Below are 22,089 nucleotides of genomic sequence, written 5' to 3'. Positions count from 1 at the left end.
ATTGTGCGAACACAAATCGGAAGCAGCTCTTTCATTTTTCCGGCACCTGTATGCAGAAGAGGTCTACCTTTTAAACCAGATCGTAGCCGCTTGGCAAACTGCGACTGCTGCGGATGGCACGAATTTGAGCCAGTGTGAGACGTTGATTGGTGGAAATCAGAGATTCCACGTCATTTCCCCGGATCAGATCATCCAGATCTCTCAGATTCGTATTACCTCGAAAGACTCGGAATCCGCCTTGGAAATTTGGTCTCGTAAACACTACCAGCGTTGCATTCGAACTTGTTGAGAAAAAGCGCAGGCTCTCTACCCCACCCAGAATGTTGTCCAGGTTGCGGAGACCCGTGTTGCCACGGTAAATCCGGCTTCTCCCTCTGTAATTCTCCTCTGAATACACCGTGAGACGTGGATACGTTTGACTGACTTGGACTGTTTTTTTCATGTTTTGTTCCCCCCTCTCGATCTCATTCTATGAACGGATGTGAGAGAAGGTATGGACGAATCCACCGATAGATTCATCCATTTTTCATATTTTCATAGGAAACGATCTTTAATCTACACCCCAAGAATGACTTCCCATACAGGACGTGTGTGCCCGCCAGGATAAAGGAGGTATAATAAAACGTACACAATGACGCCAGTCAGTGCACTGCTGAACCAGATCATCGATGTAAACCGTCCCCAGCGACGATGTGTAGCAAATTTCTTCTTGAATCCCAGCACCAGGGTAGAGATACCGAAGACCGCAGCTGCTGTGGCGAGAATAATATGAAAGATCAGAAAGATTCGATAGAAGATCTCCATCTCCGGATCACCGCCCCAAGCGGTATTTCCTACAAATATCGTTCGGGACATGTAGATGATAAAGAATAGCAGAGCCGCGACAGCTCCCGCTATCATCATGGACTGATGAGCCTCCTTTTTGCCCCGAACAATTAACACCCAACCGATCCCAACCAGTACAGCGCTAATCACAATGAAAGAAGTACTGATCGTAGGTAGCAAAAAATGCATATCCATCGTGTGTTCCCCCTCTTGTCTGAACATAACTAAGGTTTATTTCGCAGGATTAAGCGGTCCACCTGAACGTTCTACAGGATACGGATCATCATCATCTTCGCGTTTTTCCTTGCGGTACCATTGAAAGAAAACATATGCCAACATGGATACGAAGATACCCTCCTGAATAAACTTCATCACAATACCACCCACCTGCTGATCCTCTTTGGCAGAAGACAGGAAGTTAAAGAAACCTGGACCTCCGAATGTACGCAATAATGCCGAGGAGTCCCCTGACACACAATATCTCATTGCTTCCGCCCATACGGCCGGATTGCTATACGTTGCATATAATGGCTCGGACGCAAAAATAATCAGGCCGCAGGCTGGTGTTAACAGCACCATATTAAGAAAGATAAATCCAATCTTCGACAGTCCTGACGCCTGTCTTGCCTCCGGCAGCGGATTAAGAAGTGTCCACCACATGAGCATAGAGGTAATAAAGAGAACCAAGTAATACAGACGGTGAACCGTAAAATTCAGCATGACATAGTCATGGACAACGGGCAGATGATACAGCGAAAATAACCCATTAAAGAGTAATGCCGCGACAATCGGATGAGCTAAAAAGGATAACTGCCGCGCTGGCAGCCACTGAATGATCTTTCGCCACACCCAGAGAGGCAGCCCTTTCATCAATAAAGGTGGAGCAACCAGATAAGACAGAGCCATGCTTACCATGTGAAAACTGAACATGACGTGCCCCAGCAAATTAAATGGTCCAGCCTGGGCAAGATAGAACACGGCCAGACCTGTAATAAACATGATTTTCTGTGCAGCGTTAGCAGGTTCTGCATCAGTAACCCTTTCACTTAACGGACCAACGACAAACAGATACACAGCTGCAATGAGCAAAAATAACGCAAGAATGAAGGGACTCCATAAATCGTTGAAACTGAAGTATTGCAACCCGAGCATACGGGAAACCTCCCGGTGACCTGATTTGGTTGTAGCCTTAAACCATCTTTCCATTCCATCGCCTAAAAGGGGAAAAGACGGCGGCACTGCGCCGCCGCCATCTCATTTACCACCAAACCCAATAGAGTGCCATAATGATGCACGTGAATGCTACGAAGAATCCGAAAGCCATAAACAGGATTGGCATCAGATGGCCTTTATCCTTCATGTGCATCCAGTATCCCAGCTGGACAAACACCTGAAGAATGGCCATAACCACCAAAAGAATGATGGTAAAGGATGTATTGACGCCCCCTGCCTTAACAGCTGCAAACGCAATGAGTGTCAAGATGATGGAGAATATAAACACAACGACATGTTTCTGCGGTCCTTCTGTCCGGTGACGATGTTTCACAGGTTGTTGATCACTCTTATCCTGTACCGACATGTGTTAACCCACCTTTCCGAGCAGGTAGACGACCGTAAAGATAAACACCCAGACCACGTCAATAAAGTGCCAGTACATTGCGGAGACGTATACCTTTGGTGCAGTTACGACCGTTAATCCTTTTCTGAACAGCTGCCCGATAATAAGTCCGATCCACAGAATACCGAATGCAACGTGGGCTCCATGGAATCCAACCAGCGTGTAAAAAGCGGAGCTGAATGCACTGGTGGTCATCCCGAACTCTTTGTGCACCACATATTCATAGAACTCATAAATTTCAATACCAAGGAATCCAAGGCCCAGCACTACCGTAATTCCTAGCCAAAGTGCCAATGCACTTCGGTTGCCCCGATGCATGGCCTGGATCGCAAATACACTTGTCAGACTGCTGACGAGGAGTATGAAGGTCGCTGCTGCCACAAGCGGCAGATGGAACAGTTCGTTCGCCGATGGCCCTTCATTCGTCTGGCCACGAAGCGCCAGGAAGGTTGCGAAGAGTGTACCGAACAATACCGTCTCGCCGCCAAGGAACAACCAGAAGCCAATGAGCTTGTTGCGTCCCTCCAGCGTTGCTTTCTCCGGTTCATGCGGCAATTGGCCACTTACCGGTTCGGCATGTGAAGTTGTCATGTTCTAACCCCCTTCTCATCCTGATCCTCGGGCTCGATATGCCAGCCATGGTCATCATAAAGTGAACGCATTGCCATCGCTCCGAATGTAATCAGAAGGCCGATAATAACCACAATATAATTATTGAAAAGTCCGTTCATAAAGGCATTGCCAAAATCGTCTTTGCTGAACATCAGGCCCAGTCCGGCAATGAAAATACCGACAGACATGATAAACGGCAGCGGTGTTGCAGATGGCATATGAATCGACCCTACAGGTTCAGCAGGAGTCATCTCCGTATGTCCTGCCATCTTTTCCTTCCAATATGCATCGATTCCGCGAACAAGCGGAGTCTGCTTGAAGTTATATTCTGGCGGCGGAGATGGAATGGACCATTCCAACGTGCGGCCATCTTCCCACGGGTCATTCGGTGCATCCACCGGTTTTCTCGTTGTGATTACGATGTTCACGAGGAACATGATCACCCCAACACCCATCAGGAATGCTCCAACGGAGCTGACCAGGTTAAGCAGGTCAAAGTCCTGATTCGGCAAGTATGTAACGATCCGGCGCTGCATCCCCATGAGGCCGAGGAAATGCTGCACGAAGAACGTTAATTGGAAACCGATCATGAATGTCCAGAATGTCCATTTACCAAGTGTTTCGCTCAAAACGCGACCGAACATCTTCGGCCACCAGTAATGCAGGCCCGAGAACAATCCAAGAACCAAGCCACCAACGATTACGTAGTGGAAGTGGGCTACGACAAAGTACGTATCATGGAACTGGAAATCAGCTGGTGCAGATGCGAGCATGACACCGGTGACACCACCCATGACGAAGGTCGGAACGAATCCGACAGCAAACAGGTTCGCAGCCGTAAAGCGGATCTGTCCACCCCACATCGTAAAGAGCCAGTTAAAGATTTTGATCCCTGTCGGTACGGCAATCAGCATGGTTGAGATCGAAAAGAGTGCGTTGGCCACATTGCCGAGACCCGTTGTGAACATGTGGTGTGCCCATACCATGAATCCCAGGAAGGCAATCAGGATGGTTGCAAACACCATGGAGCTGTAACCAAACAATCTTTTACGTGCAAAGGTCGGAATAACTTCCGAGATAATTCCAAACGCCGGCAAGATGAGTATGTACACTTCCGGGTGTCCGAAGATCCAGAAAATGTGCTGCCAGAGTACAGGGTTACCACCATTTGCGACATCGAAAAAGTTGGCTCCCAAAATACGGTCAAACGTCAACAGTACTAATCCCACCGTGATGGCAGGGAATGCAAAAAGGATAATGGCTGAAGTAATAAATGTTGTCCATGTAAACATCGGCATCCGCATATAGGACATGCCGGGTGCACGCATCGTAATGATCGTGGCGAGAAAGTTAATACCGCCGATGAGTGTTCCTAGACCAGCTATCTGTAGACCAATCGTATAGAAGTCCACACCATGGGTTCCGCTGTACTCACTACTGGAGAGCGGCGTGTATGACGTCCAGCCTGCATCAGGCGCCCCGCCCATGATCCAGCTCAGGTTCAGCAGCAGTCCACCAAACAGGAACGTCCAGAATCCTAGTGCATTAATAAATGGAAAGGCGACGTCCCGGGCACCAATCTGCAAAGGAACAACAGCATTCATAATGGCAAATATGATTGGCATGACACCAAGGAAGATCATCGTTGTTCCGTGCATCGTAATCAATTCGTTGAAGACCTGAGCCGATACAAAACTATTCATCGGCTTCATCAGCTGAATCCGGATTAGAATGGCTTCAATACCGCCAATCCCGAAGAAAAATCCACCTGCAATTAAATAAAGAATAGCAATCTTTTTGTGATCGACGGTGGTGATCCAATCCATCAAGCCCCTGTACCGCTTGACGCTATGAGCATGAGCCAAGGTAGTGTACCCCCTTCTTCGTCCTTGCTGTTCTATTCATAGTCCAATTTGTAGTTGGCTAGATATTCGGCAATTCCGTCGATTTCTTCATCCGTAAGTCCAAGATCTTTTGGATTCGGCATCGTATTGCCTGGCTTCACGGATTGTGGATCATGGAGCCATTGTTTCATGTTATCCAGCACCGGATTACCTTCTTCCTGTCCCTCACGCTGGTTCAGCAAAATACCTGCGACAGCTTCCTTGCCGCCGATTCCTGTGAGATTCGGGGCAACAGGTCCGCCCTGATCGCCAACTGCGTGGCAAGAGAGGCAGTTCGTTTTGAACTTTTCAGCAAGCTGTGTATCTTCCGGCAGCACTGCCGGTGCCTTCATCTCATTGACCCATCTGTCAAAGGATTCCTGGCTAACTGCTTTTACCTTGAATTCCATAAAGGCATGCGACCTTCCGCATAGCTCCGCACATTTCCCGCGGTAAACGCCTTCATTAGGTGCTGAGAAACTAAATCTGTTTACTGTTCCATCCGGGTTTGTGTCCATTTTGCCCGCAAGTGACGGCACCCAGAAGGAGTGAAGCACGTCCGCGGTTTTTAATTCGAATGCGATTTTTTTGCCGGTCGGGATGATAAGATCTTGAGAGGTGGTAACATCATATTGAGGATAAGTGAATTCCCACCAATACTGATGCGAGGTAACTTTGACCTGAATTGCATTTTTGTCCTTGGACAAATCTTCGCCTTGGGCAAAGATCGTCTGAACTGTCGGTACGGCCAGTACAATAACCAGCAATAACGGAATGGCTGTCCAAATCACTTCCAACTTGAAATTGCCTTCAACCTGTTCGGGAACCTCATTCTGCCCGGCACGTCTGCGAAACCGGATCAGCACATACGCAGCAATGGCAAATACAATGATGAGCACTACGATCATAATCGCAATGGACAGCTTCATCAGATCATATTGGCCTTGTGCCACAGGACCCTGAGGTTTCATTACCGACAAGTCTTCCCGCCCGCATGCGGATAGCAGCAAAGAGAACACCGCCAGCAAGGGGAGAATTCGCTTTGCAACCTGCCACTGTTTCATCATTGATCTACCCCACTTTTTTAACATTTTCGTAGATTACCGTTATCGTTCGAAGTTTAGCCTGATTAGGTCACTTCAGCCCGATCCGCATAATCCTGTCCGTCATACAGAACGCTTCCAAAAATAACGCTTCCAGAACCCACATCATTTCCTCCAAAGGGCATGTCTGCGCATTCTTCCAATTCATTCTATATGGTTCAATCACTTATTAAATATAAGTTGAGGGTATGATTTTGTCAATCTTTGGACACATGTTCACAAATTGTTCACTTATGTATAAAAACCGCACCACAACTTAGTTTGCAAACGATTTCAGTTATAAATGTAAACCTCTTAATTTGAAAATATTTGCCATATTTCGGCGATTTATCGTGAATTCTCAGTGACTTTTCTCACGTGAAAAACATGCAGTATTATGCAAAAGAATACGAGCTTTTCTCAGCTTCCTTTTTTCCCAGCTTCTACAGGGCCAAATCCTACACTCTGTTCTTATTCTCATCGATGAACTAGCTTTGGCGTCTGACCCTGCATGTTGGTTTCACTCCTAAACGATCATTTGAACAAACCTTACCAGCCTGTCAAAGGACTTACGTTCCATCGGTTAGTATAAGCGGTCCATCTCGGGTTATCGCAATTGTATGTTCATACTGGACTCCCCATGTTCCGTCGACCGTCCGGACAGTCCATCCATCTTCATCCCAGAAGACAGCTCCTGAACTGCCTCTCGTAAATATGGGCTCAATTGTAATAACCATGCCTTCCGTAAGCATCATGCCGGTCCTGCGTTTACCATAAGGCAGTACGTTGGGTGGTTCATGAATATACTGCCCAATCCCATGACCAATGAGCGGCTTAACAATGCCATAGCGGTACAATCTCGCAGTTCGTTCAATCGCGTTGCCGATATCCCCCAGCGTATTTCCTGGTACAGCCTGTGCTATAGCCCGGTGGAGGGCCCTTTCTGTGCGTTTCATCAGCTTGCGAATGGATCTGCGTTGTTCGCCAATTCCGTAAGTCCATGCCGAGTCAGCAAGCCAGCCATCCTTGTTTACCACCATATCAATGGTCACAACATCCCCTGCAACCAATTCCCGTTCATCCGGGAAGCCGTGACAGACAACTTCATTCACTGAAGCACAAGTCGCATACGGATAGCCCTTATATCCCTTTTGCTCCGGAGTGGCCCCTCGTTCGGCCAGAAATGCCTCTACCCGTCTGTCGATCTCACCTGTGGTTATGCCAGGGGTAAGCCATTGTTCAATATGCTCGTGGCAGCTTCGCAGAATCCGGCCTGCTTCCCGCATGTAGCCAATCTCTTCTCTCGTTTTCAAAATAGGGTCCACATGCATTCATCCTTCCTGCCTATGTGTACTTCCATGTATATGCAGAAGAAATGCCACACAGCCCAAAAGTGACGCAATGCTTCATGTCCTTTCATTCCAGGAGTAAATCCCAGGACAGCAAAAAAAACCGTCTGCCGGAGCATATCGCCCGGGAGACGGTTCTATTCATATCGGAACAGTATAATTCAATGATGTGTTTCAGGACACGGAAGAATCCATCTTGACAAGCTCGTGCTCGACCACAGAAGTCAATTCTTCCTCATATCCACCCGTAATCCGGTATTTTCTCACGTACTCCTTCACGAATTTTTTTGGATCCTTAGGACGGAAAATCCGAGTCATTTCCCTCAAACTTTCTTTGACCTCATTGTGACCTTTCGTTGCCATTGTAATTCCCTCCCAAAACGTTGAAAGTGAATGCTCCGTTTAGAGAACGCCGAATAAGTCTTAAATGCCATCCATGAAGTTGTGTGCGCGGCTTAAAGCAAGCTTTAGGTCGGGAACCTCGCTGAAAGCAAGTACCTGACACTATAAATACCCGATATGATTCAGTTTGAATCATAATCTTATTGTAGCATATTCGGGAGTATGTTACGACTTGACGATTTTGCTTATTATTTATAACGGTTTTTACGCCCAAAAAGTTTAATCCCGAATCATATTTTATGAATATGTCCCTTCTGTACGGAATTAATTCTATCCAGCATAACACGGAACTATTCGGGGGATATTATCACGGACAACCCATACAGTTAAATTACTGGTATCAAAGGAGGCGCTGTTTCATGGACCGCGAAGAACAGGATATGCTGCCCCTTTCGCATGAAAAGGTGGAAGTCGACGGAGTTTACATCAATGAAGCGGGTCGCGAGGAACATCTGCACCGTGGTCAACATTTCCCGGCTGATCCGGTTCTGGGCAAATCGGAATGGAAGCTGACGGAGTTCATGTTTGAGAATCATCACGAAGGCCGCACGGACGAACGTCTGGTACCCAAAGAGAACGATACCGATAAAATCGGCAAAGTTACTTCTCCACGCAGAAACTTTCAACGAAAAGATCTTTAAATTCATTAAAGCTTAATGATTCTCTCGCAAACATGACTGGGGCACATCCAAGCCATACCTATGGCTGGTGCGCCCTTGTTTTTTTATATAGCTCCCTTACACCGAAGTAAACTTGCTAGCCTGCGCCTCTCAGATCATTTAACAGAATTCTCTGAGAACGTTGTTCCAGATCACGACACTCTTCGTTAAACCTGCGTTCTCTGGCCGGATCAGGTCTGTATGCAGGAACTATCGCCCAATGCTCTCGAATCAAATCAATTCGATTTTTCATCGGAGGATGGTAAGAACGCTTTTCAGCATAGCGCATTTCTTGAAGACGCTGAAGCCGAAGGATCTCCTGACCAGGAACAGCAGCCATCCGATTTCTGAACTCGTCATACAGTTCCTTGTTATATTGATATTCCGCAACCTGTTCAGCAGTAAGGAAAAAAAGTCCTTCCATTTCAAACTTTAGAAACAGGGACAACACCGCTTCACTCCCAGCTGTCTCTGAAGCCTCATGATCTGCAATATAGAATAATCGGTGCATCTCTTGCCGCATGCTTTTGATCAGTAATGCATAAATACTGCTGATTATAGCAAATAACAGGAGACGAAGTATGATGAGCGGAAACACAACCCAGTATAAAAGTCCGCTTCCTTGAGGATCTACAGTGTCATACCATGAATCCAGCACATGCTTGGCTCGCTCAACCAATGAGCTGTTTGAGATGTTCGGGTGAGCAAAATGGCTCATTTGTTGACTGATCACCGCTATTTTCTCCTGCATTGTTAATGCTGCAAGAAAGGGAACACCGAGCACAATGGCTCTCTTGTTTCTTTTCAGATGCAGTATGTATGCATCGTATTCTTCATTAAGGATAATCATATCCACAGGCGGTACATTCATACGATCTCCAATTTCATCAACCATGCCATATAGTTCGGGAAACTCGTCTCTTCGAATTGCCCTGCCTGGCAGACGCTTGCGATAAGGTAAGATAATCGTGATCCATAGTAGCACCATAACATTTGCTAATATAAATAACCATGAGGAATGGGTTGAATAGAAAAAGATGGCCATACCCAGAATCGCAAAAGTTGATCCATGAACGATGATTGCCAACAAATAGGTATATATCCTCTGTTTGCTGAAGGGAAGCCTTCGATCAACGCTATATTTGAATTCTTCGAATAATCGGTCAGTGGACTTTTTCTTTAGTCCTTTATGTATAAGTTCCTCAATCGGCTTCCCTTCTTCCTCGTCAATATTCCAGTTACACTTCTCACACCAGGTGACATACCCTGGATTTACTTTCATCTGGTGTCCACATTCCAGACACTTCTCATATTCGGTTTGATCCAAAACCACTTCCACTCCTCGGCTTCGCTATGTACGGCTAATATCTTGTTCATTTGGTGCTGTCATCTCTAGTTTCCTACTCTTGTCTCCTATGAACGTTAACCTCCTCCCCTGAGTATTCCGTTATGAGACTCATTCAGCCTAATCCCATAAAGGTCTAGGGTAGCTTGTAAGTCTACTATATAATTCGGGATATTATGGAATATTTTGAATATGAAAAAAGTATCAAACTGCAATGTGCAACTATGCACATTACCTCAATTAGAATCTTACTTCCTACGCCACCTCTAAGTTTCCTTGTCTTGTGTTTACTGGTAACATTCGTTGCTAAACCCGGTTCAGTTCTGTCCACTTTCTTCATACCTTAGAGAAAAAGGACAAAGGAGGCTGGACCGGATGTCCCCCATGAAATCCTCAAGCGGTCTGGATGAGAATATCGCCGGCATGCTCTGTTATCTGTTTACCTTTGTAGGTGGAATCGTCTTCCTGGCCGTGGAGAAACGCAGCCGGTTTGTACTGTTTCACGCTCTTCAATCCGTCACGGTCTTTGGCATTATTATGATCGGCCATGTTTTGTCGGCATTTCTGCCTCTATTCGGACCTCTGGTCGCATCCTTGTTATCACTGCTGGGAGTCGTCGTATGGATTATCATGGTCGTCACCAGCTTGCAGGGAAAATGGCTGAAACTGCCTTGGGTAGGGGATTTTGCTGAAAAACAGATGAGACATCTGTAGATTTATTCTTAAAATAAAACAAAAACATCCGAATCACTGCTCTCGTGCAGCGATCCGGATGTTAAGGTGGTATATCATTTATTCCGTGAATGAATCATGCCATTAACTTCATTCATTCATCACGTAACTTATTTATCTTGTGAGTTAACATAGCATCCTTTCCGGATACCACCTAACCACATCTACATATTTATGCTAATTTCTCTGTCTCTCCAAGAATCACATCTGCCTGCTTCTCAGCCATTTTCGCAGCTGTCGCCTTCGTACCGAGGCCATTAAACAGCAAATTCATAAAGATGGCGGTAAAGCTGCCGGCAATGATTCCGTTACCCAGCATAATTTGTGCCCAGTCCGGTGCACCCGCGAACAGCTCAGGCACAACCGTGACACCCAAGCCCATGCCTACGGAACAAGCGATAATAAACAGGTTCTCATGCCGATTCAGATCGACCTGGCTGCCAATGATGCGAATACCGGATGAAACAACCATCCCGAACAGCGCAACCATCGCTCCGCCCAATACAGAACCGGGTACAAGCTGTGCAAGTGCTGCAATTTTCGGTACGAATCCGATCACGACCAGCAAGCCGCCTGCTACCACGATGACATCCCGAGTTTTAACACGGGTCATCTGTACAAGCCCTACATTTTGTGAATAGGTGGTATATGGGAACGAGTTAAAAATCCCTCCAAGTACGATTGCGAGCCCTTCCGCTCGATAACCCCGGGCCAAATCCTTGGAGGACAGATCCTTATCCAATATTTTGCCAAGAGCCATAAACACACCTGTCGATTCAGCAACGCTCACAATTGCCACCAGGATCATCGTCAGAATGGGAACAATCTCAAACGTTGGCGTACCAAAATAAAATGGCTTCACCACGTGGAACCAGCTTGCTTCACGAATCGGGGCAAAATTAACCTCGCCCATAAACCCGGCTGCTACCGTACCGGCAAGAAGACCGACCAGAACGGCGATTGAACGGATAAATCCTTTCGTGAAACGAGTCATAAGAATAATAAACACCAATACGCCGAAGCCGAGTAATAGATTCGTCCCGCTCCCAAAGTCTTCCGATCCCTGACCGCCTCCCAGATCTCTGAATGCTACAGGAATCAGTGTCAGACCAATAATGGTCACGACTGAACCTGTCACAACCGGCGGAAACAGGCGAATCAGTTTGCCGAACAGCCCCGAGAATAACACTACAAAAATCCCTGACGCAATGACCGCCCCGTAAATGGCAGACACACCGCTGTTCAGACCAATCAAGATCATTGGAGATACCGCTTGGAACGCACAGCCGAGCATAACTGGTAGCCCAACTCCAAAATAACGATTCCCCCATACTTGGAGGAGTGTTGCTACACCACAGGCAAGCAGGTCAATCGCAATAAGATACGTCAGCTGTTCCTGAGTGAAGCCGAGTGCATTACTAACGATAAGTGGTACAACTACCGCACCAGCGTACATCGCAAGGACATGCTGCAGACCAAGCGAGAACGTTTTGATAGGATGCCGGTGCCGCTGGAAAATTCGCTCGCGTGCCATATTAGTTCGAGCCCTCCTCATCCGCAAATGTGACCTGTCCATCCGACAGGGCCCCAATGCGAACCAGCGATTCCACACGGTATCCAGCTTCTTGCAGCAAGCGGCCTCCCGGCTGGAATGCCTTCTCTATGACAATACCGATACCGACCACTTCAGCTCCGACCTGCTCAACGATGCGCGCCAGACCAAAGGCCGCCTCACCATTCGCCAGAAAATCATCAATGATCAGCACACGATCGCCAGGCTGCATGAACTTCTTGGCTACCGTAATTTCATTCGTTTCCTGCTTGGTGAATGAGTACACCTTCTCAACCAGAATGTCTTCTGTGAGTGTGAGCGACTTCTGCTTCCGTGCAAAAATCAGCGGCACATTCAGTTCCAGTGCAGTCATGATGCCCGGTGCAATCCCGGACGATTCAATGGTAAGTACACGCGTAATGTTCTCTCCGTCGAACCGGCGGATGAATTCCTTGCCCACTTCCTTCATGAGAACCGGGTCCATCTGGTGATTCAGGAATGAATCCACTTTGAGTACTTGCTCAGACAGGACGATTCCTTCCTGTCTTACTTTGTCTTTTAACAATTGCATCGTGATTCTTCCCCCTGTGTGCCCTCTATACAGGCAGCCAGCATGTCCATCTCCGACGGTAAAAAAGCAAAAAGCCCGCCTTTTCACACGCTGCGGAAAAACCGGAGACGGGAAAAGACGGGCTTGTACTTATCAGGACAAGCCGTATCGAATACTGCATATACGCATGGATATAATGGACATCCATATATGGGGAACCCCATAGGCTTACATCTTCAGTCATTATCTGAAATGGTAGCCCAACCATAGCGATCATGCAGATCTTTCCCGTAGTCCGATCATTCCGGTGATCGGGTAGAGACATGCAGGCCTATTCCTGCACATATACGAGTAACGGCATATTTAATTCATTTTTGACTCCAAGATTCGTTACAATATATGATCGCGAACCTGAATATAAAAGTGTAAACGTAACTGACAATGTTAGAAGTATACCGAATCGGCGGCGTGAAATAAAGAAGTATTTTCATGGAAATTGTGAAAACATGTCTTAATCTGTAGACAGGGGGTGATTGGAGCGTGATTTTTTTGTACAATATGATAACGGATGCGCGGCCTACACTATGAATTTATTGGTTAAAGGAGATTGCAGAGATGAAAGGCATACTTAAGGAGTTTAAGGAATTCGCCGTACGCGGCAACGTGATTGACCTGGCAGTCGGTGTCATCATCGGGGCTGCTTTTGGTAAAATCGTCACGTCCCTAGTGAATGATATCATCATGCCCCCTGTCGGGAAGCTGCTTGGAGGCATTGATTTCAGTCAGAAAATCATTAATCTGGATGGGGATATGAGAACCGCCAGCGGGGAGGAAATCACAACATTGGCTCAAGCCAATGAGGCAGGCGCTACAGTCATCGCCTACGGTCAATTTATCAACATACTCATTGATTTCCTCATTGTTGCATTTTGCATTTTCATGCTCGTCAAGGGCGTCAATTATATTAAAAGCAAAGAGCACAAAAAGCCCGAGCCGAAAAAAACAACCAAGGCCTGCAAGTACTGTCTATCCGAAATACCGGCTGCAGCTACCCGCTGTTCACACTGTACTTCAGAGCTGGAGGCGGAAGGCAGCGGCGCTCCCGCTTAGTCAACAGTTTAACTCCTGTTTCACCCTTTTTATGTAAGGAAATCGCTCGACATGAAAGGTCTCACCCTGGATGGAGGTGGGGCCTTTTTTTCATGATAACCATGAGCAATGAAAGCTGCTGAAACCTATACTCTCTTATTACATTCCTTATGGACTAGAATCGGCGCGGCAGCAGATGCTCCAGAATCGACTTCAGATCCTTATCTTCCTTGTATACTTCTTCCCCGGTATCGAGTTCGGTTACCCGAATATATTCAAAGTTTGCCGAAGCATCAACTGGTTTAAACAGCAATTGCGCTTCATCTTCGAGACGTACATTGAATCCCATATCCTTAAACATGGTCGTCAGCTGGTTGTTGGCCGGTTCCTGACCTTGCCCGACAAAAATAAGTCCTCTTAGACTTTTACGTTCCTGTGGTTGCGGATAGATAACCTGAAAGTGTACAATGCATTCCATACGTTCGTTCCCCTTTCATTTAAAAAAATACTTTGTGAAATTTTGAACTTTAAAACTTGCTATATAAGGAGATACGTATCATGACCCCAGAACGTTTCGACATTTATGATGATCAGCAAAATTGGATTGGCACAGAGCTTCGCAGTGTGGTGCATGCCAAAGGATATTGGCACCGATCATTCCACTGCTGGATCGTGCGTGACGATAGTCATCAGCGTATGGTTCTTTTTCAGCGTCGCCGTGATATCAAGGATACCTTCCCGGGTTGTTACGACATTACAGCAGCGGGACATCTCACTGCGGGTGAGCAGCTTGAGGAGGCAAGTCGTGAACTGGAGGAAGAACTGGGCGTACTTGCTCCTTTTGAATCCCTGTCTTACCTGCTCACTGCCAAGCAGCAGCTGCAAGGCGAGGTTCGAGGTGTACCATTTATGGACCGGGAATTCAGCTCGGTATACGGCCTATGTCTCAACCAGCCACTCGAGGCTTACACCCTGCAGGCCAGTGAAGTGCACAGCCTATATGAAGCACCACTGCATGATCTGCTCGCCTTGTTTCGTGGGGAAACGGATACGATTCAGGCCACTGGAGTACATGCGGAACAGACTTCTACCCTGGATTCTTCGTCTCCCGCTCCGGAACGTCATACTCGCACAATCCATGCTTCGGAGTTCGTGCCCCATGGGACAGAGTATTATATTGGTGTACTCGAAGCTCTATATGACGTGCCCAAAGGCTGATTCATCATTTACTCAAAATCGAGTCTTGTACTTATAACTCCAGTTTCTCAAAATTGGTATGACTTCATACCTTAACTCTAACTCAACAGGACAGCGGTGCCGTGATGAACATCACTGATTTACTTCAAAACACAAAACAGGCGTCTGCCTTCATGGCAGCGCCTGCTCTGTTATAGTCTTCGATTATCCGGATATTTGCTCTGTTCCAGCGAACCAGGTGAGATCCTCAGCATCCTATGCTCAGCCCTGATCTCCTGCCGCAGGAACAGACCAATAACGTGCGGACAGCTGTTCAAAACGGCGTCCATAGCGGGACTCCAGCTCCTCACCCATATCCTGTTCCAGCTCGTATAGTACCAATTCCTGTGCAAAATGATTGAGCAGCAATCCTGTCATGACGGGATGTTCTGTTACAACAGCTTGAGTTGCACAGGATTCCCCACGCATCCCCAGCATGCACCAGCGCCGATCAACGACAATAGAGAACTTTCTCCCGTTTCCTTTACCGTACAGAGGATGCCCAGGCCACGGTGCAGGCTGATCCAAGATCCCCTCGCCACCATCACATGACCATAACAGCCTAACACCCCGATCCTCTGCCTTTTTCAGGAGATCATGCAGCAATTCGGCTTCCTCACGCCAAATGTCCACGACAATCTCATGCTTGGCCTCGGCCAGTTCTCGGCTAAGGTTATCGAATACGTTTTTGTCCCCTTCGATATTGTAAAAGACCGGTTTCTCAGGTTCATGCTGTGGCATGCTGCTCTGTACATAATCAAGAGAAGCACGCATCTGCCCGGAGATCATTTGAGTCATCTCCTCGGGCTTCAGCACACTGTACTTCGCAGGTTCTCCGGCACTGCAGCGCAGAAATCCGCGCTGAGAGAGCCGCTGCAAGGTGGAATACACATTGGAACGGGACACGCCCAGGCGCTTCGCAACCTCATAGCCGGAGGCTGAACCTTGGCGCGCGAGTTCCACCATAATTTTGGATTCCATCTCGGTAAACCCAAGATGATTCAGATGATGCAGCAGTTGGTCCATATTCCCGTCCCCCCATGCTGTCAGCAACCACACTGCCCTACCTTACTGCGGCAGTGGTCCTACTGCATCAGATCTGTTCCGCACCACAGCGCGGGCACCATTTGGAGCCTTTGGGCAGCTCGGATGCACAAATCTGGCATTTCACCATCTCCCGTGGTACTTCAGTCTGTACGTCAACCGTGTTTACGATCGGATTATTCTCTTTCCAGTAACGGATACGTTCATCGAGTTCCTGCTGCCTTTCCCGTTCACGCAGCATCTCTTCTTCCCGGCGGCGTTCCCATTCTGCATCAAACGCCTCCTTCTCCTCCTGCGTGAATTCGGTACTGTTATATTCGGATTCGGTCTCCAGATCTGCGATGGACGGAATTACCGTATGATAAGGTTCAGTTTCATCCACTTCATCTTGAATTGTTGTCGTTTCCTCATAGAAAGGGCGTTCCGCACTTTGAGCCACTGCCGCTTCTTGTCGCACAGATGCCGGACCTGCAGTTGATGCTGCAGACTTGAATTCACCCAGTTTACGTCCGCATTTCGGACAGAAGTTCGCATCCAGTGAAGCAACGTGCCCGCATTCGCACAACCGCTCATTTTTGAGTTCGGCAATTTTGCTGCGCAAACCATCAATCTCATCCTGCAGTTCATCGCATAGGTGTGACAGATCAACCATTTCCTTTTCGGCGCGCGTCATATCCTGTGCACGGTAACCCTCATAGAAGATGCGACCCATATCTGTAAAATGGACTTCCTGTTCCTGCTGCAAGCCCACGATTTGATTGTTTATTTTCCCAATCTCAACAGCATGCTGCGCACGCTCCGTTGCTTTGTTCGCTCCGTTCTTGATTCGTTGAAGCAATTTCATGACATCTCCTCCTCTGTCCCGTCAGACGTTGAACCCTTCGGGTTCAACTGCAATTTGTTCTTTAATTTTTAATTTTCATAGTATATAACTTATACGATATCATGCCAAAAAGTTGCGCATACGCGCGTGAGTGCCCGTTTTCTGCCGATGTTGGATGAATTCGGGGGCTTTCGTCAGGACCATACGTTCGGGTATAATGAAGCTTTGGCCCGACATAACCGCCGATGTAGGCGACTAACTCTATCATACCAATTTACATTGTGATTGTGAAAAGGGCAAATGGTTTACTTTTAAGCGGGATAGTCCTATCCCTGAATGCATACAGAGGTGGATGAAACATGTTAAGTCCGAACTCAACGTTCTACGCCCGTCCGCTCGGTGTCACTCCGGCGGCATCCCTGCCCCAGTCCCCGTCTGCTCCACTGGAGACCAGTCGGCAGCTCGTGGGCGATGATCATCAGGATGCGCCTTATTTCCGCTCACTGGAAGAGGCAGGCATCCGTCTGAACGGGCCACAAATATCAGCCGTCCGTCACGGCAAAGGTCCCCTGCTGACTCTCGCCGGAGCCGGGTGCGGCAAAACGACCGTACTGGCAGCCAGAGCCGGTTATCTCATGGAAGTCAGCGGCGTTCATGCAGGCAGTATCCTGCTCGTGACATTTACCAACAAGGCCGCTGCCGAGATGAAAGACCGGATCGCATCACTGCCAGGTATTCGTCCTGCAGCCGCACGAGCGGTACAGGCTCGCACGTTCCATTCCTTCGCCCTGACACTGCTGCGTCATTACGGCGTGCAGGAAGAAATTTTTGGGGAACCACGTGCCCAGCATACCGTTATCAAAATGCTTCTGCGGCAGTACGGCATGAGTGAGGCCTTCCAACCCGAAAGTCTGCTGTCCATGCTGTCTGCATGGAAGATGCAGGGCTCCGAAACGACCGACCTTCCTGATAAATCGCAGGAAGAACGTGATGCCAAACGGGTCCTCCTCGGTTACGAGAACTGGAAACGAGAGCGTAACAAGATGGATTTTGACGATATCTTGCTGCGGGCTGCTGCCCTGCTTCGTGATCCCGCCGTGCTGAAGCCGCTTCAGCAGCGTTTTCAGTACATCATGGTCGATGAGTTCCAGGATACGAATAAACTGCAATATGAAATTGTGCAAAAGCTCGCTTCGGCCCATCGCAACCTGATGGTTGTGGGTGACGACGACCAGACGATCTATACGTTCAATGGAGCGCGCCAGGAATCTATTCTTGAATTCGATAAAGTTTACCCCGGGGCACGCATCGTGACGCTGGATATTAATTACCGCAGTGATGCACGCATCCTCGGACTTGGCAGTGAACTGGTGGCCCGCAACAAGCGAAGACGGGATAAGCGGCTGCGTGCAGCCGGTCACCGCGGAGACGCACCACGCTTCGCCACGCCTTCGAACGCAGAGGAGGAAGCAGCCTGGGTGGTGAACCAGATCTGTCAGCAGGTTGAGGAAGGGATGCACACCTATCGAGATATTGCGATCCTGCACCGAACAGCCAGCAGCAGCCGGGCCGTATTTGAGCAGCTGGTATTGAAAGATGTGCCGTTTGTTCAGCATGGGGCTTCCCCGGTATTCTACGACCAGTCCCTCATCAGGCCCCTGATGGATCATATGCGCCTTTCCCTCAATCCACGCGCTGTAGATGCTCTCCCAAGTGCACTTGGACCACTGTACGTATCCCGTGATGCCGGGCTCGAGTGGATTCAGCGCAGCGAACAGCAGCAAGCCAAAAAGTATCCGCTGATCCATCTGGCCAAATGGGACAAGCTCAAGCCCTTCCAGCAGGAACAGGTCAAGGAACGCATCAAGCTGATCAAGTCGCTGCACAAAATGAAACCGGTCATCGCCATCCAGGAAATGCGTCGCCAGTTTTACGACAAATATATGGAAAGCGGCGATCCCAGCATCTTCACCCACTACAAGGAAACGATGCTGGAGACACTGGACGAATTCGAAGCTGCAGCCAAAAAGTTCGAAACGGTAGAAGAGTTTATAGCGTTTGCCGACGAGCTCTCCCGCAGACACCGTGAAATGGAATCACTGCGCCGCTCCCAAGACAGCGATGCAGTGCAGCTGATGACCATACACCGGGCCAAGGGACTTGAATTCCCATGCGTATACTGGATCGGTGCCAGCGAGGGCATTGTACCTCACAGTACAGCCCTGCGGCAGGATATCCCTGAAGATCAAAAGGCAGCTCTTGCAGTTCAACAGACCGATACGGAGCTGGATATGGCTCTGGAAGAAGAACGACGGCTCGCTTATGTAGCGATTACAAGGGCGAAAAAGTACTTATACGTCACTTCTCCGGCCAGTCATCACGGGAAACCGGCAGACGTATCCCGCTTTTTGCTCGAAGCCTTCGGGCTGGAGGTACCAGACAAACGCAAAGAACGCGACGATAGCCGAACAGGCCATTCAGCTTCATATGGCAAAGGCAATGGACAATCTGCCCGCTCTGGTACTCGTTCCGAGGGCCGGGATGTGGTACATCGTCGTGCAATCAGTTATAGTGATCGTGACCATGACGTGCACAACGAACGTGACGAGGATCGCCTCAGTGAACGTCGTGGCAGTGGACAAATTCGCAATCATAAGGCGTTCAGCACGACAGGTATTCATCAGGGAAGTCAGATTGCCCCAGCTTCATCCGGTTCAGGATCATCGTCCTCAGGACGTTCTGAACGCACAGAGACGGTAGCGATCTGGAAATGCAGTTCATCTACCTGTAAGGCATGGCTTCGTCAGAAACCCGCCGTACCTTCTGCAAAAGCAGCTAAACGGGCAGCAGCCGGACCGCCGCCATGCCCCCTGTGTTCAGGATCCATGGAAGCTGGAACACGCGAGGTGCCTGTAACTGGACGGGCAGGACGATAAGCAGCACTAGAAGGCATGAAATCGATATTAAATGCCAGATTGGCGGCAAAGCCTATCCACAATGGTTTATTGGTGGATAGGTTTTTTCATGTCATGCCGTTTGCATTACTGTAGACGGGATTGATTTTTTCGAACAGGGTCGGTTGGAAGGCAAAGGGAATGGATGGGGGATTGTAATCGAGCAGTCTCATGAATAGGCACGGGTGAACGGTGTGCTCGTTTCAGGGCGCTTACTGCTGTTTATTAACAGTAGAAGCGTCTTTTTTCCATTTTAGAATGGAGGTTGGATTATGCAGGACCGTAAAACGCATTATTTTGTATCCGTAACTCATAACCTCATTGAACAGACTCAGAATGAATCAACACCATTTGAAGTTGTGGTGGATGATGAACAGTTAAATCGGCTGAAAGACTTGATGAAAGTGCTGGAGGACGACGATGCCTATACGCTGCAGCGCGCACCTGTACCCTACAAATCAGCAGATCACGATGAAGCAACCGAACAGTTTTCGGATGGTATGACATTGCTGTACAGTTTCCTGTACGACCACGGAACTCCTGATACCCGGCAAGCGATTGAGAGCATGAATGTGCTGCCAAGGCTGCAGGATACGGACTACGATGACCCCGGGTATGAGAACTCTCCAATGAACAAATGACAAAGTCAAAAGCATGCGATGCCGCACGATGCGGACCCGCATGCTTTTGTGTGATCGGAACACTCCATCAAACGCTGCGATAAAATTAATCCAGACGAATCTCCTGCCCTTTCTCAGCAGACTCATAGATTCCGCATAACATCCTGGTAGAAGCTACCCCGTCCGCAATCGGGCTGATCGGTCCGGTCCCGTTTAAGCAGCAGTCCACAAAGTGATCAATCTGATTCTGGAATGCACTATGAATATGCAGCCCTGTATGATCTGTTTGCGGCTCGATATTCAGGATGGTGTTGTGTTTTTCCGTAACAATCAGTGTCTCAGGTTCAAGTTCAAAGCCTCCGCGTTCACCGTACAATTTGACATAGGATTCCTCCCCGCGAGCATGCAAGGTAAAGCTCACATCCACTGCGAGCGAAGCTCCATTCTCGAAGCGAATCAGTGCGTTTGCCATATCTTCTACGTTATTCACGGCGGAGCTGTAATCTGCTGCCTTGTAGAAAGAAAGGTCTTCGATATGAGCGCGATTGCCCAGCTTCCGATAGGTGTTCCCACTTACCGAAACAGGTTTCGGCCGGCCCATGAGGTACCAGCATTGGTCGATGATATGTACGCCCAGATCAATAAGAGGACCTCCACCAGAGCGGTTCTTGTCCGCGAACCAGCCTCCGGGATTGCCCAGACGGCGAAGTATGGATGCCTTGGCATAGTACAATTGACCAAACTCCCCTGCATCTATAAATTTCCGCAGCATCTGCATATTGTTGTCGTAGCGCCGCACAAATCCAACGATGAAGGTACAGCCGCTTTTCTTCACGGCCTCCTCGATTCGTAAGGCATCTTCCACATTCGTTGCCACAGGCTTCTCCAGCAGCACATGCTTGCCCGCCTCCAGTGCCGCGATGGCAAATTCGGCATGTGTATTGTTCCATGTACAGATGCTGACTGCATCCACGTGCGGGTCCTTTAGCATTTCCCTATAATCGGTGTAGACGGACTGTGCATCATATTTCTGAGCCGCAGCTGTTGCGCGCTGTTCGTTCAGATCACAGATGGCATAGATGACAGCATTCTCGTTTTTGGCATAGCACCTCATATGCAGATCCGAGATGGATCCGGTGCCGATCATTCCGATGTGCAGCATTTTGCTTGTACTCATCTTCGTCCTCCCTTCCCTTTTTCCGGAAGCTTCATGATCTCTCTAGTCTGCCCGCAGCATGCCTCTGTAAATACCCGGTGTAGAATTTTCGATCTTCACGGCACCCAGTGTCCGGGCATAAAAATCCACCGGCCCTGCCGATCCAATGATCGCATAGCCATATCCATCTGCCTTCATGGCGTGCATGCAAGCGAGCAGCAACGCTGTACCCACACCTTTGCCACGAGCATCCTGATTCACCCCTGTTGGGCCGAAAAAGTTGCGGCATGTCGCTTCGTAACAGGCGAAGCCAATCATTTTTCCATGTTCGAGGGCAATATAACAGGATACGGGCTGGCGTGCAAAGGATACATCACACTCATCTACCCAAGGCTGGCTAAAATGCAATCCAACCCAATCCAGCACGAGCTGCTTCTCCGGGGCGATGGCTCTTCGGATGACGATGGAGGATTGCTCCAGTTTTTTCAAACCACTCTCCTGCTCCGGTAAATCGTAGAGTGCTACCAACATATCGCTCATTTAATCCATTCCTCTCCT

At 48.4% G+C, this 22,089-nt stretch carries 23 protein-coding genes and 1 riboswitch; of the genes, 6 read left to right on the top strand and 17 right to left on the bottom strand.

The features are described from left to right. Positions 1-70: 70 nt before the first annotated feature. The 9 genes from PIL01S_RS21195 to PIL01S_RS21155 all read right to left on the bottom strand — a co-directional run bounded on the left by PIL01S_RS21195 (position 71) and on the right by PIL01S_RS21155 (position 7,732). A complete protein-coding gene (locus PIL01S_RS21195) occupies positions 71-442 on the bottom strand; it encodes a hypothetical protein (protein WP_127539234.1) in 372 nt (123 codons plus the stop codon). Between the two features lie 113 nt (positions 443-555). Further along, a complete protein-coding gene (locus PIL01S_RS21190) occupies positions 556-1,020 on the bottom strand; it encodes a DUF420 domain-containing protein (RefSeq protein WP_095361482.1) in 465 nt (154 codons plus the stop codon). Positions 1,021-1,056: 36 nt separating this feature from the next. Next, positions 1,057-1,977, bottom strand: a complete 921-nt coding sequence (ctaG, locus tag PIL01S_RS21185; RefSeq protein ID WP_127539233.1) for a cytochrome c oxidase assembly factor CtaG — start codon at positions 1,975-1,977, stop codon at positions 1,057-1,059. A gap of 106 nt (positions 1,978-2,083) precedes the next feature. Beyond that, positions 2,084-2,404 carry a cytochrome C oxidase subunit IV family protein gene (locus PIL01S_RS21180; RefSeq protein ID WP_095291893.1) on the bottom strand — a complete coding sequence of 107 codons (321 nt, stop codon included), beginning with the start codon at positions 2,402-2,404 and terminating at the stop codon, positions 2,084-2,086. Between the two features lie 3 nt (positions 2,405-2,407). Beyond that, entirely contained in the window at positions 2,408-3,034 is a 627-nt protein-coding gene (locus PIL01S_RS21175) for a cytochrome (ubi)quinol oxidase subunit III (protein ID WP_095291892.1), read from the bottom strand. Then, entirely contained in the window at positions 3,031-4,881 is a 1,851-nt protein-coding gene (ctaD, locus tag PIL01S_RS21170) for a cytochrome c oxidase subunit I (protein WP_371859978.1), read from the bottom strand. Before ctaD ends, PIL01S_RS21175 begins: the two co-directional genes overlap by 4 nt. Positions 4,882-4,952: 71 nt before the next feature. Further along, entirely contained in the window at positions 4,953-6,005 is a 1,053-nt protein-coding gene (coxB, locus tag PIL01S_RS21165; RefSeq protein WP_095361485.1) for a cytochrome c oxidase subunit II, read from the bottom strand. A 584-nt stretch (positions 6,006-6,589) separates the two neighbouring features. Further along, positions 6,590-7,351 (bottom strand): type I methionyl aminopeptidase, encoded by a 762-nt coding sequence (gene map / locus PIL01S_RS21160; RefSeq protein ID WP_095361486.1) that lies wholly within the window; start codon positions 7,349-7,351, stop codon positions 6,590-6,592. Positions 7,352-7,543: 192 nt separating this feature from the next. Beyond that, the gene (locus PIL01S_RS21155; protein WP_017690840.1) at positions 7,544-7,732 is read right to left on the bottom strand and encodes a hypothetical protein; all 189 of its coding nucleotides are present in this window, start codon (positions 7,730-7,732) and stop codon (positions 7,544-7,546) included. 398 nt (positions 7,733-8,130) lie between these two features. Between PIL01S_RS21155 and PIL01S_RS21150 the strand changes: the two genes are divergently transcribed. After that, positions 8,131-8,412, top strand: coding sequence for a transposase (locus tag PIL01S_RS21150; RefSeq protein WP_095361487.1), 282 nt, complete (start codon positions 8,131-8,133; stop codon positions 8,410-8,412). Positions 8,413-8,527: 115 nt separating this feature from the next. On the opposite strand, the gene PIL01S_RS21145 is transcribed toward PIL01S_RS21150, so the two are convergent. Then, positions 8,528-9,757 carry a M48 family metallopeptidase gene (locus tag PIL01S_RS21145; RefSeq protein WP_127539231.1) on the bottom strand — a complete coding sequence of 410 codons (1,230 nt, stop codon included), beginning with the start codon at positions 9,755-9,757 and terminating at the stop codon, positions 8,528-8,530. Between the two features lie 393 nt (positions 9,758-10,150). Here PIL01S_RS21145 and PIL01S_RS21140 point away from each other — a divergent pair, with 393 nt between their 5' ends. Continuing rightward, complete coding sequence (locus PIL01S_RS21140; RefSeq protein WP_095291885.1) at positions 10,151-10,489, top strand: DUF4870 domain-containing protein; 339 nt, start codon at positions 10,151-10,153, stop codon at positions 10,487-10,489. Between the two features lie 190 nt (positions 10,490-10,679). On the opposite strand, the gene PIL01S_RS21135 is transcribed toward PIL01S_RS21140, so the two are convergent. Together PIL01S_RS21135 and PIL01S_RS21130 are read right to left on the bottom strand one after the other, a co-directional pair. Then, positions 10,680-12,041 carry a nucleobase:cation symporter-2 family protein gene (locus PIL01S_RS21135; RefSeq protein WP_127539230.1) on the bottom strand — a complete coding sequence of 454 codons (1,362 nt, stop codon included), beginning with the start codon at positions 12,039-12,041 and terminating at the stop codon, positions 10,680-10,682. A 1-nt stretch (position 12,042) separates the two neighbouring features. Then, entirely contained in the window at positions 12,043-12,630 is a 588-nt protein-coding gene (locus PIL01S_RS21130) for a xanthine phosphoribosyltransferase (protein WP_095291883.1), read from the bottom strand. A gap of 250 nt (positions 12,631-12,880) precedes the next feature. Then, positions 12,881-12,980, bottom strand: a riboswitch (purine riboswitch). A gap of 244 nt (positions 12,981-13,224) precedes the next feature. On the opposite strand from PIL01S_RS21130, the gene mscL reads away from it, so the two are divergent. Next, a complete protein-coding gene (gene mscL / locus PIL01S_RS21125; RefSeq protein WP_127539229.1) occupies positions 13,225-13,719 on the top strand; it encodes a large conductance mechanosensitive channel protein MscL in 495 nt (164 codons plus the stop codon). Positions 13,720-13,873: 154 nt separating this feature from the next. On the opposite strand, the gene PIL01S_RS21120 is transcribed toward mscL, so the two are convergent. Beyond that, complete coding sequence (locus PIL01S_RS21120) at positions 13,874-14,176, bottom strand: hypothetical protein (protein ID WP_095291879.1); 303 nt, start codon at positions 14,174-14,176, stop codon at positions 13,874-13,876. A gap of 80 nt (positions 14,177-14,256) precedes the next feature. On the opposite strand from PIL01S_RS21120, the gene PIL01S_RS21115 reads away from it, so the two are divergent. Then, on the top strand, positions 14,257-14,916 hold the full coding sequence (locus PIL01S_RS21115) for an NUDIX hydrolase (protein ID WP_127539228.1): 660 nt from the start codon (positions 14,257-14,259) through the stop codon (positions 14,914-14,916). 240 nt (positions 14,917-15,156) lie between these two features. On the opposite strand, the gene PIL01S_RS21110 is transcribed toward PIL01S_RS21115, so the two are convergent. Then, entirely contained in the window at positions 15,157-15,960 is an 804-nt protein-coding gene (locus tag PIL01S_RS21110; protein WP_127539227.1) for a TrmB family transcriptional regulator, read from the bottom strand. 67 nt (positions 15,961-16,027) lie between these two features. Beyond that, positions 16,028-16,822: a zinc ribbon domain-containing protein gene (locus PIL01S_RS21105; RefSeq protein WP_127539226.1), complete on the bottom strand. Its 795-nt coding sequence runs from the start codon at positions 16,820-16,822 to the stop codon at positions 16,028-16,030. A gap of 338 nt (positions 16,823-17,160) precedes the next feature. Here PIL01S_RS21105 and PIL01S_RS21100 point away from each other — a divergent pair, with 338 nt between their 5' ends. After that, positions 17,161-19,737, top strand: a complete 2,577-nt coding sequence (locus PIL01S_RS21100) for a UvrD-helicase domain-containing protein (RefSeq protein WP_127539225.1) — start codon at positions 17,161-17,163, stop codon at positions 19,735-19,737. Positions 19,738-20,027: 290 nt separating this feature from the next. Next, entirely contained in the window at positions 20,028-20,396 is a 369-nt protein-coding gene (locus PIL01S_RS21095; protein WP_127539224.1) for a hypothetical protein, read from the top strand. Between the two features lie 85 nt (positions 20,397-20,481). Here PIL01S_RS21095 and PIL01S_RS21090 read toward each other — a convergent pair whose 3' ends face one another. Continuing rightward, the gene (locus PIL01S_RS21090; protein ID WP_127539223.1) at positions 20,482-21,552 is read right to left on the bottom strand and encodes a Gfo/Idh/MocA family protein; all 1,071 of its coding nucleotides are present in this window, start codon (positions 21,550-21,552) and stop codon (positions 20,482-20,484) included. Positions 21,553-21,594: 42 nt separating this feature from the next. Beyond that, on the bottom strand, positions 21,595-22,071 hold the full coding sequence (locus PIL01S_RS21085) for a GNAT family N-acetyltransferase (RefSeq protein WP_127539222.1): 477 nt from the start codon (positions 22,069-22,071) through the stop codon (positions 21,595-21,597). Positions 22,072-22,089: the final 18 nt, after the last annotated feature.

Origin of the sequence: Paenibacillus illinoisensis NBRC 15959 (assembly GCF_004000925.1) — a bacterium.
GTDB classification, from domain to species: Bacteria; Bacillota; Bacilli; order Paenibacillales; family Paenibacillaceae; genus Paenibacillus; species Paenibacillus illinoisensis.
The sequence above is the reverse complement of the archived record's forward strand: the minus strand, read 5'-3'. Positions and strand labels throughout refer to the sequence as shown.

Coding starts and splice junctions, on each gene's coding strand:
- PIL01S_RS21195 (WP_127539234.1), bottom strand. CDS start 442: ATGAAAAAAACAGTCCAAGTCAGTCAAACGTATCCACGTCTCACGGTG.
- PIL01S_RS21190 (WP_095361482.1), bottom strand. CDS start 1,020: ATGGATATGCATTTTTTGCTACCTACGATCAGTACTTCTTTCATTGTG.
- ctaG (WP_127539233.1), bottom strand. CDS start 1,977: ATGCTCGGGTTGCAATACTTCAGTTTCAACGATTTATGGAGTCCCTTC.
- PIL01S_RS21180 (WP_095291893.1), bottom strand. CDS start 2,404: ATGTCGGTACAGGATAAGAGTGATCAACAACCTGTGAAACATCGTCAC.
- PIL01S_RS21175 (WP_095291892.1), bottom strand. CDS start 3,034: ATGACAACTTCACATGCCGAACCGGTAAGTGGCCAATTGCCGCATGAA.
- ctaD (WP_371859978.1), bottom strand. CDS start 4,881: ATGGATTGGATCACCACCGTCGATCACAAAAAGATTGCTATTCTTTAT.
- coxB (WP_095361485.1), bottom strand. CDS start 6,005: ATGATGAAACAGTGGCAGGTTGCAAAGCGAATTCTCCCCTTGCTGGCG.
- map (WP_095361486.1), bottom strand. CDS start 7,351: ATGCATGTGGACCCTATTTTGAAAACGAGAGAAGAGATTGGCTACATG.
- PIL01S_RS21155 (WP_017690840.1), bottom strand. CDS start 7,732: ATGGCAACGAAAGGTCACAATGAGGTCAAAGAAAGTTTGAGGGAAATG.
- PIL01S_RS21150 (WP_095361487.1), top strand. CDS start 8,131: ATGGACCGCGAAGAACAGGATATGCTGCCCCTTTCGCATGAAAAGGTG.
- PIL01S_RS21140 (WP_095291885.1), top strand. CDS start 10,151: ATGTCCCCCATGAAATCCTCAAGCGGTCTGGATGAGAATATCGCCGGC.
- PIL01S_RS21135 (WP_127539230.1), bottom strand. CDS start 12,041: ATGGCACGCGAGCGAATTTTCCAGCGGCACCGGCATCCTATCAAAACG.
- PIL01S_RS21130 (WP_095291883.1), bottom strand. CDS start 12,630: ATGCAATTGTTAAAAGACAAAGTAAGACAGGAAGGAATCGTCCTGTCT.
- mscL (WP_127539229.1), top strand. CDS start 13,225: ATGAAAGGCATACTTAAGGAGTTTAAGGAATTCGCCGTACGCGGCAAC.
- PIL01S_RS21120 (WP_095291879.1), bottom strand. CDS start 14,176: ATGGAATGCATTGTACACTTTCAGGTTATCTATCCGCAACCACAGGAA.
- PIL01S_RS21115 (WP_127539228.1), top strand. CDS start 14,257: ATGACCCCAGAACGTTTCGACATTTATGATGATCAGCAAAATTGGATT.
- PIL01S_RS21110 (WP_127539227.1), bottom strand. CDS start 15,960: ATGGACCAACTGCTGCATCATCTGAATCATCTTGGGTTTACCGAGATG.
- PIL01S_RS21105 (WP_127539226.1), bottom strand. CDS start 16,822: ATGAAATTGCTTCAACGAATCAAGAACGGAGCGAACAAAGCAACGGAG.
- PIL01S_RS21100 (WP_127539225.1), top strand. CDS start 17,161: ATGTTAAGTCCGAACTCAACGTTCTACGCCCGTCCGCTCGGTGTCACT.
- PIL01S_RS21095 (WP_127539224.1), top strand. CDS start 20,028: ATGCAGGACCGTAAAACGCATTATTTTGTATCCGTAACTCATAACCTC.
- PIL01S_RS21090 (WP_127539223.1), bottom strand. CDS start 21,552: ATGAGTACAAGCAAAATGCTGCACATCGGAATGATCGGCACCGGATCC.
- PIL01S_RS21085 (WP_127539222.1), bottom strand. CDS start 22,071: ATGAGCGATATGTTGGTAGCACTCTACGATTTACCGGAGCAGGAGAGT.